General features: G+C 67.2%; 7 protein-coding genes and 2 pseudogenes. 6 read left to right on the top strand and 3 right to left on the bottom strand.

What is annotated here, in order from left to right; translation table 11 throughout:
- Both AB0302_RS11270 and AB0302_RS11265 read right to left on the bottom strand, forming a co-directional pair.
- A pseudogene (locus AB0302_RS11270) lies at positions 1-528 on the bottom strand (IS5 family transposase); the annotation flags it as partial.
- A 187-nt stretch (positions 529-715) separates the two neighbouring features.
- Positions 716-1465 (bottom strand): cytochrome c biogenesis protein CcdA, encoded by a 750-nt coding sequence (locus tag AB0302_RS11265; RefSeq protein ID WP_319075401.1) that lies wholly within the window; start codon positions 1463-1465, stop codon positions 716-718.
- A gap of 177 nt (positions 1466-1642) precedes the next feature.
- Here AB0302_RS11265 and AB0302_RS11260 point away from each other — a divergent pair, with 177 nt between their 5' ends.
- The 6 genes from AB0302_RS11260 (at position 1643) to AB0302_RS11235 (ending at position 6600) form a co-directional block, all read left to right on the top strand.
- Complete coding sequence (locus tag AB0302_RS11260) at positions 1643-1975, top strand: metalloregulator ArsR/SmtB family transcription factor (RefSeq protein ID WP_319075404.1); 333 nt, start codon at positions 1643-1645, stop codon at positions 1973-1975.
- Positions 1972-2685: a cation transporter gene (locus AB0302_RS11255; protein ID WP_036317504.1), complete on the top strand. Its 714-nt coding sequence runs from the start codon at positions 1972-1974 to the stop codon at positions 2683-2685. The genes AB0302_RS11260 and AB0302_RS11255 overlap by 4 nt, the downstream gene beginning before the upstream one ends.
- A gap of 72 nt (positions 2686-2757) precedes the next feature.
- Positions 2758-3675: a cation diffusion facilitator family transporter gene (locus tag AB0302_RS11250; protein WP_036317488.1), complete on the top strand. Its 918-nt coding sequence runs from the start codon at positions 2758-2760 to the stop codon at positions 3673-3675.
- 80 nt (positions 3676-3755) lie between these two features.
- Positions 3756-4508, top strand: a complete 753-nt coding sequence (locus AB0302_RS11245; RefSeq protein WP_036317487.1) for a thioredoxin domain-containing protein — start codon at positions 3756-3758, stop codon at positions 4506-4508.
- Positions 4509-4561: 53 nt separating this feature from the next.
- The gene (locus tag AB0302_RS11240) at positions 4562-5200 is read left to right on the top strand and encodes a vitamin K epoxide reductase family protein (RefSeq protein WP_319075421.1); all 639 of its coding nucleotides are present in this window, start codon (positions 4562-4564) and stop codon (positions 5198-5200) included.
- Positions 5201-5697: 497 nt separating this feature from the next.
- Entirely contained in the window at positions 5698-6600 is a 903-nt protein-coding gene (locus AB0302_RS11235) for a cytochrome c oxidase assembly protein (RefSeq protein ID WP_036317477.1), read from the top strand.
- On the opposite strand, the pseudogene AB0302_RS11230 reads toward AB0302_RS11235, so the two are convergent.
- A pseudogene (locus AB0302_RS11230) lies at positions 6597-6691 on the bottom strand (IS5/IS1182 family transposase); the annotation flags it as partial. The gene AB0302_RS11235 and the pseudogene AB0302_RS11230 overlap by 4 nt on opposite strands.

The raw sequence follows: 6691 nt of genomic DNA, 5'->3' as shown, positions 1-6691 counted from the left end.
AGCAGCGGCAGCAGCATCGGGGAGTCCCCGGCTTGGCCGGGGGTGATCAGGCTGACCAGCGGCAGCCCGGTCCCATCGACGAGCTGATGGATCTTCGTGCTCAGCCCTCCCCGGGAGCGCCCGATGCCGTGATCGGCCGGCTCCTCATGCAGATTCCTGTAGTTCGACCCATCCCCCTGTGAGGCGGGTGATGTTCGTCGCGTGCTGATGCGCGCGGGCGATCGTGGAGTCCACCGAGACCGACCAATCGATCAGGCCTTCGGCGTCCGCGGCGGCGGTCAGCCTCGCCAGCACCGCATCCCAGGTGCCCTCTTCAGCTAAGCGCCGGTGCCAGGTCCACACGGTCTGCCAAGGCCCGTAGACCTCGGGCAGATCCCTCCATGCAATCCCGCACCGATATCGGTAGATGATCGCCTCCACCATCGTGCGGGCGTCCGAGAACGGCCTGCCGGCCCTGCCGGTCCGGGTCGGGAGCATCGGGGCGATCAACTCCCATTGGGCATCGGAGAGCATCTGGAAGCGGGACATGCCTTCCAGGGTGTCAGCTGGCCCCCTGGATCCATTCTCAGACACGCCCTAGGCGTCTTCATCCTGATCAGCGGCGGAGCCTTCGGCCTCTGAGCACACCCGTCACCGACCACTCAGGGCCCTCGTCCCCGTCCCATCGGCCCGGTCACTCCTCAGTAACCGGTCCGGTGGGGCGGGGTTTCTGGTTTTAGACGGGGGTGGTGAAGGTGCCGGCGAGGCTCTGCAGCTGGTACATCCACAGCATCCAGAGCCCGGAGACCATCAGAATCCCGACCCCCACCAGCAGGGATCCGCCGAGGATGTTGAATACCCGGATGTTGCGGCGGACGTAGGACAGGGCGTTGGTGACCCAGCTGATCCCCGCCGCGGCCAGCAGGAATGGGATGCCCAGTCCCAGGCAGTAGAGGAAGCCCAGCAGGGCCCCGCGCCAGGGATCGCCGGTGGTGGTGCTCAATGCCAGCACGGCGCCGAGTGTCGGGCCGATGCAGGGAGTCCAGCCCAGCCCAAAGACGACCCCGAGCACCGGGGCCCCGGCCAGGCCCGTCCGGGGGGCCAGGGTGGGTTTGATCGTGCGCTGGAAAAAGGGCAACTTGCCAACCATGGCCAGGCCCATAACGATCACCAGGACGCCCAGGACGCGGATCATCGGGTCCTGCCAGCGCACCAGCCAGTGACCGATCGTGCCGAAGGCGGCCCCGTAGAGGGTGAAGACCGCGGCGAAGCCCAGGATGAACAGCCCGACCCCGGTCAGCACCCGGCGGCGGTTGTCCGGATGTGTGGGGTTGGCCAGCCCGGAGACGTAACCGAGGTAGCCGGGCACCAGCGGCAGGATGCACGGGGACAGAAACGAGACGATCCCTGCGATCATCGCCAGCGGTGCGGCAATGAGCAGAGCCCCGGAGTTGACGGTCTCGGCGAAGTAGTTCCCGATGCTCACACCGAGCCCCTTCTCCTGCCGTCCGACAATGGGACGGGCAGGAGCCGGGATGGTTCGGTCAGCGGGACATCAGAGTGGGGCACGGTTGCGCGGACCTCCTGGGATCGGGCCATGGTGCCGGCCGCTTGCCGGGCGGCACCCCGACAAGGGTACACGCTATGCTGTACCGTTCTAGGCATGAGCACCACGACCCTCACTCATGTCTCGGCGTTGTCCCGACTGGGCCATGCCCTCTCTGATGACACCCGGACCCGGATCCTGCTGGCCCTGCGTGATGGGCCGGCCCGCCCGTCGGCGCTGGCCGGGGAGCTGGGGGTGTCCAAGCAGGTGATGTCCAACCAGTTGGCCTGCCTGCGCGGCTGCGGGCTGGTGACCACTACCGCCGAGGGCCGCAACGTCTGGTACGTCCTGGCCGACCCCCGGCTGGGCCAGACCCTTGGGGAGCTGCTGGAGTTGACGCTGACCATCGACCCGGATTGCTGCTCCGCTGCGGGATGCACCTGCGCATGAGCACCCTCACGCTGAGCTCCAAGCCCCTCACGGACGACCGCCGTGCGGTCCTGCACCGCCGGATCCGCTGGATCGTGGCCGGAACCATCACCTACAACGTGATCGAGGCGGCCATCGCCCTGGCCGCCGGCACCGTGGCCTCGTCCTCCGCGTTGATCGGCTTCGGCTTGGACTCCATCGTGGAGGTCCTCTCCGCCGCCGCGGTGGCCTGGCAGTTCGCCACCCCGGACCCGCACCGCCGGGAGAAGGTGGCGCTGCGCCTGATCGCCTTCTCCTTCTTCGGCTTGGCCGCCTTCATCACCGTCGACGCCGTGCGCACCCTGTTCGGGGCCGGGCAACCGGAGCATTCCACGGTGGGGATCGTGCTGGCCGCCGTGAGCTTGGCCATCATGCCGTTCCTGTCCTGGTTCGAGCGGCGCACTGGCCGCGAACTCGGGTCCGCCTCCGCGGTGGCCGACTCCAAACAGACCCTGATCTGCACCTACCTCTCGGCGGTCCTGCTGGTGGGCCTGGTCCTCAACAGCACCCTGGGCTGGACCTGGGCCGACCCAGTCGCGGCCCTGGTGATCGCCGCCGTCGCCCTCAAGGAAGGGGTGGAGGCCTGGCGCGGGGATGCCTGCTGCACCCCCGCCTCCGCGCTGATCGCCGGGGACCAGAACGAGAAGGACGGCGATGGCTGCGGGGCGGATTGCGCCTGCTGTGCGCATTGAGCATGCCTTCAGTATCGCCGGACAGGATGGTGACGTTCAGCTGATGATTCATCGAGTGGAAGAGACCCTGGTATGAGCGGACACGATCATTCCCATGCTCTTCCGGCGGCGGGCCGGCGGGGCCGGCTGGCCGTGGTCTTCTCCATCACCGCGACGATCATGGTCGCCGAGGTCATCGGCGCGCTGGCTTCGGGCAGTCTGGCCCTGCTGGCCGACGCCGGGCACATGTTTACTGACTCAGCCGGGTTGCTGATCGCCCTGACCGCCACGACCCTGGCGCTGCGCCCGGCCACGGACAAGCGCACCTGGGGGTACAAGCGCGCCGAGATCATCGCCGCGGCCGCGCAGGCCGCGGTGCTGCTGGCCGTGGGCGGCTTCGTAGCCGTGGAGGGCGTACGCCGGCTCATCGAACCCCCCGAGGTCGAATCCACCGCGATGCTCTGGTTCGGGGTGATCGGTTTGGCTGGCAACCTCATCGGTCTGGCGATCCTGGCCTCTTCCCGAGGTGAGAACCTGAACATGAAGGCCGCGTTCCTGGAGGTACTCAACGACGCCCTGGGATCGGTCGCAGTGATCGTTTCGGCGATCGTGATCGCCACCACCGGCTGGAATCGCGCCGATGCGGTGGTGTCCCTGTTGATCGCCGCACTGATCGTGCCCAGAGCCCTGATCCTGCTTCGCGACACCATCGACGTACTCATGGAGACCACCCCCAAGGGCTTGGACCTGGAGGCGGTCCGCATCCGGCTATCGGAGCTGCCGCACGTGCTGGAGGTCCATGACCTGCACGCTTCACGCATCGACTCCGACACCCCCGTGCTCTCCGCGCACGTCACCGTGCACAACGGCTGCCTGACCGCCGCGCACCTGGGCACTGTGCTGACCGACCTGCAACGGTGCGTGGCCCAGGATTTCCAAGTACCCATCGAACACTCCACCTTCCAAATCGAACCGGCCACCCACCCCCACACTGAGACCCTCCACCCCTGACCCACCCCTGCATCCCAGCCCCAGCTCATTCCCACCCCGACGGCACGGTGCCGTCGCCACCGACCGAAACGGATCCCTTCGTGAGCACACCGACCCGCAATCCGACCCCCTCTGACCCGTCAACACCGGGCACCACATCCCGCAAGGCCAAGACCATCGTCTGGGTCGTACTGGCCGCTGTGGTGCTGGCCGGGCTGATCGTCGGAGTGGTGGCCGCCAGCGGCCCCCGCGACGCCGCCCCCCAGGGCTCCGGGCAAACTGCCTCCTCCGGGACCGGGCAGAGCGCCCCCTCGGAGGCCACGCCGGTGATGCGCCCAGACAGCCGGGTACTGTCCAAGGCCCCGAACGAGCAGGCCGTGCTGGTGGAGTTCCTGGACTTCGAGTGCGAGGGCTGCAAGGCCGCCTACCCGGTCGTGGAAGAACTGCGCGCCGAGTACGCCGACACGGTGACCTTTGTGCACCGCTACTTCCCGCTGCCCGGACATCCCAACTCGATGACCGCCGCCGTAGCCGTGGAAGCCGCCGGCCAGCAGGGACAGTACGAGGCGATGTATCAGCAGATGTTCGACACCCAGGAGCAGTGGAGCCATACCACTGAGGACCGGAGCCCGGTGTTCCGCGGTTACGCCGAGGATCTCGGCCTGGACATGGCCGCCTACGATGCCGCGGTGGCTGACCCGGCCACCCGCGACCGCATCGAGGCCGACGTGGCCGACGGGACCGCGCTGGGCGTGCAGGGCACCCCGACCTTCTTCCTGGACGGACAGATGCTCACTCTGAACACCCTCGAGCAGTTCCGCGCCGAGGTCGACGCCGCCGCCACGACGGACTGACCGGGCCCATGAGTGTCCCCGACACCGACACCAATTCACCCGTGACGATCCCCATGACCACCACCGACCGCCCTGCCGGTACCGGGCAGGCCTCCGACGTAGCGGGGATACCGACTGTCGCCCGGCACCGTCCGTTCGGCCTGGTGCTGTTGATCACCGGGGTGGTCGGCTGGGTGGCCTCGGCGATCCTGGTGCTCGAACGCCTGGAGCTGTACGAGGATGCCGGGTACATCACCAGCTGTGACATCAACCCCTGGGTGTCTTGCGGGAAGGTGATGGGGACCTGGCAGTCCGAGCTGTTCGGCTTCCCCAACCCGTTGATCGGCATAGTGGCGTTCGCCGTGGTCATCACCACCGCCATGGTGACCCTCTCCGGGGCGAGCCCCGGGCGCTGGTACTGGGCCGGCCTGCAGGCCGGGGTCACCGCCGGCACGGTGTTCACCATCTGGCTGTGGTCCCAGGCGTTGTTCGAGATCCACATCCTGTGCCTGTACTGCATGATCGTGTGGGCGGCGATGATCCCGCTGTTCATCCTGCTCACCGTGCGCAACCTCGCCCACGGCGTGATCCCCGCGCACGCCGCGGTGGTGCGGTTCTCCGCCGGCTGGGCCGGAACCCTGGTGGCCATCGCCTATGTGGCCGTGGCCGCCTCGGTGTTCTGGACCTTCTTCCCGGCCCTCACCGGTTACTGACACACCAGCCGCACTACGGCCCGCCCACGCGCCCGCAACGAGGAGAAACCACACCATGGCCGAGACCGACGTGCTAGTGATCGGCGCCCGCCAAGCAGGGCTGGCGCTCGGGCACTACCTGAGGCGTGAGGAGCCGAGCTGTCGGCAAAGCCGGACACAGGTTGGGAAACCGAGAAGGGCAGGCAGTAGGTTCCTTGTCCAACAGGCCCTCTACCGCCACGTCGCGACAACCGGGCAGCTCCGTGAGGATGGAGGCAAGGTCCTCGCCCGGAAAGGAAGTACATGATCGGCTGGCTGGAGCGGTGGCAGATTCCCTTGTACCTGGTTGCCCTGGGAGCCGGTGCCGCTTGCGGAAGCGGCATAACCGAACCGACACCGTGTCCACGATCAAGGGCCAAGGCCCCACTCCTACTCCGGCCTCACCTGACCCCGCTCCGGCACCACCACCGCGGCCGAAGTCGCCGACGTTTGATCGCCTCGATGAAGGGAAATTCGCTATGCCGCCGATCGACCAGTGGGTCACGTTCGAACCCCTCACCGGCTCACCCGTCGGCATCGCCGCTCTGCTGTTCGCGGCACTGTATCTGCGAGGAGCGATCTGGATGTGGCGAAACAGGCGCCGTTGGGCGATCGCCCGCACAGCATCGTTCCTGATCGGGTGCGCCCTGATCTTCGCTATCACGATGTTCGGTGTGAACCGTCTCGCGACGGAATCCATCACAGCGCTGGTGTTCCAGCAGATCACCCTGCTGACCGTCGTTCCGCCGCTCCTCATCGCAGGGTCACCCGGGCTGCTGCTCCTGCGCAGCACACCGCACACCGGCCTCGGGCGTCTCGTGCTCCGTGCCGCGCACGGGGGACTGCGCTCACGATTCTGGAGCGCCGCACTGCACCCTGTGGTCGCCATCGTCATTGCGATACTGCTGTACCCGGTCCTCTACCTGACCGACGCGATCAGCGTCATCATGCGCATCCCCTTCGGCCAGGACGCCTTGCTCTTCGTCATCCTCGTCCTCGGCATCGTCTCGGCAACACCGCTATGGTCCTCCGATCCGCTACCGCGCCAACCCTCCTTCGCCGCACGATTCGTCGATATCGCCGTCGAGATCCAGATCCACGCCATTTTCGGCCTGATCCTGCTCCGTACCGCCACACCGCTGTTCAGCGCATACGCCACCCCCACAGGCAGCCATGACCCCGTCATCGACCAGGCGATCGCCGGCACGCTGGTATGGACCTACGCGGAGCTGCCGATGTTCGTAGTGCTCATCGTCTGCCTGTCCCGCTGGCGAGCCCGCGACGTGCGCACCTCGAGACAGCGACAGAAAGCCGAGGACGCCGAACTCGACTCTTACAACGAGTACCTCGCCAGCCTCTCCCGAAGACGGAACGAGAGCTAGGGCATGTCTGACAATCGTTTGGACCACGCGAGCACAGCGTTCAACACCACGGCGGCCCGGTAGACGATCGCGTACTTGTCGTACCGGGTCG

Origin of the sequence: Micrococcus sp. NPDC078436 (assembly GCF_040702705.1) — a bacterium.
Lineage (GTDB): Bacteria > Actinomycetota > Actinomycetes > Actinomycetales > Micrococcaceae > Micrococcus.
Note: the sequence above shows the minus strand (reverse complement) of the source record. Positions and strands in the feature narration are given on the sequence as shown.

What these genes read in the sequence shown, in the direction of transcription:
- AB0302_RS11255 (WP_036317504.1), top strand. Translation starts at nt 1,972, where the DNA reads ATGAGCACCCTCACGCTGAGCTCCAAGCCCCTCACGGACGACCGCCGT.
- AB0302_RS11240 (WP_319075421.1), top strand. Translation starts at nt 4,562, where the DNA reads ATGACCACCACCGACCGCCCTGCCGGTACCGGGCAGGCCTCCGACGTA.
- AB0302_RS11260 (WP_319075404.1), top strand. Translation starts at nt 1,643, where the DNA reads ATGAGCACCACGACCCTCACTCATGTCTCGGCGTTGTCCCGACTGGGC.
- AB0302_RS11235 (WP_036317477.1), top strand. Translation starts at nt 5,698, where the DNA reads ATGCCGCCGATCGACCAGTGGGTCACGTTCGAACCCCTCACCGGCTCA.
- AB0302_RS11250 (WP_036317488.1), top strand. Translation starts at nt 2,758, where the DNA reads ATGAGCGGACACGATCATTCCCATGCTCTTCCGGCGGCGGGCCGGCGG.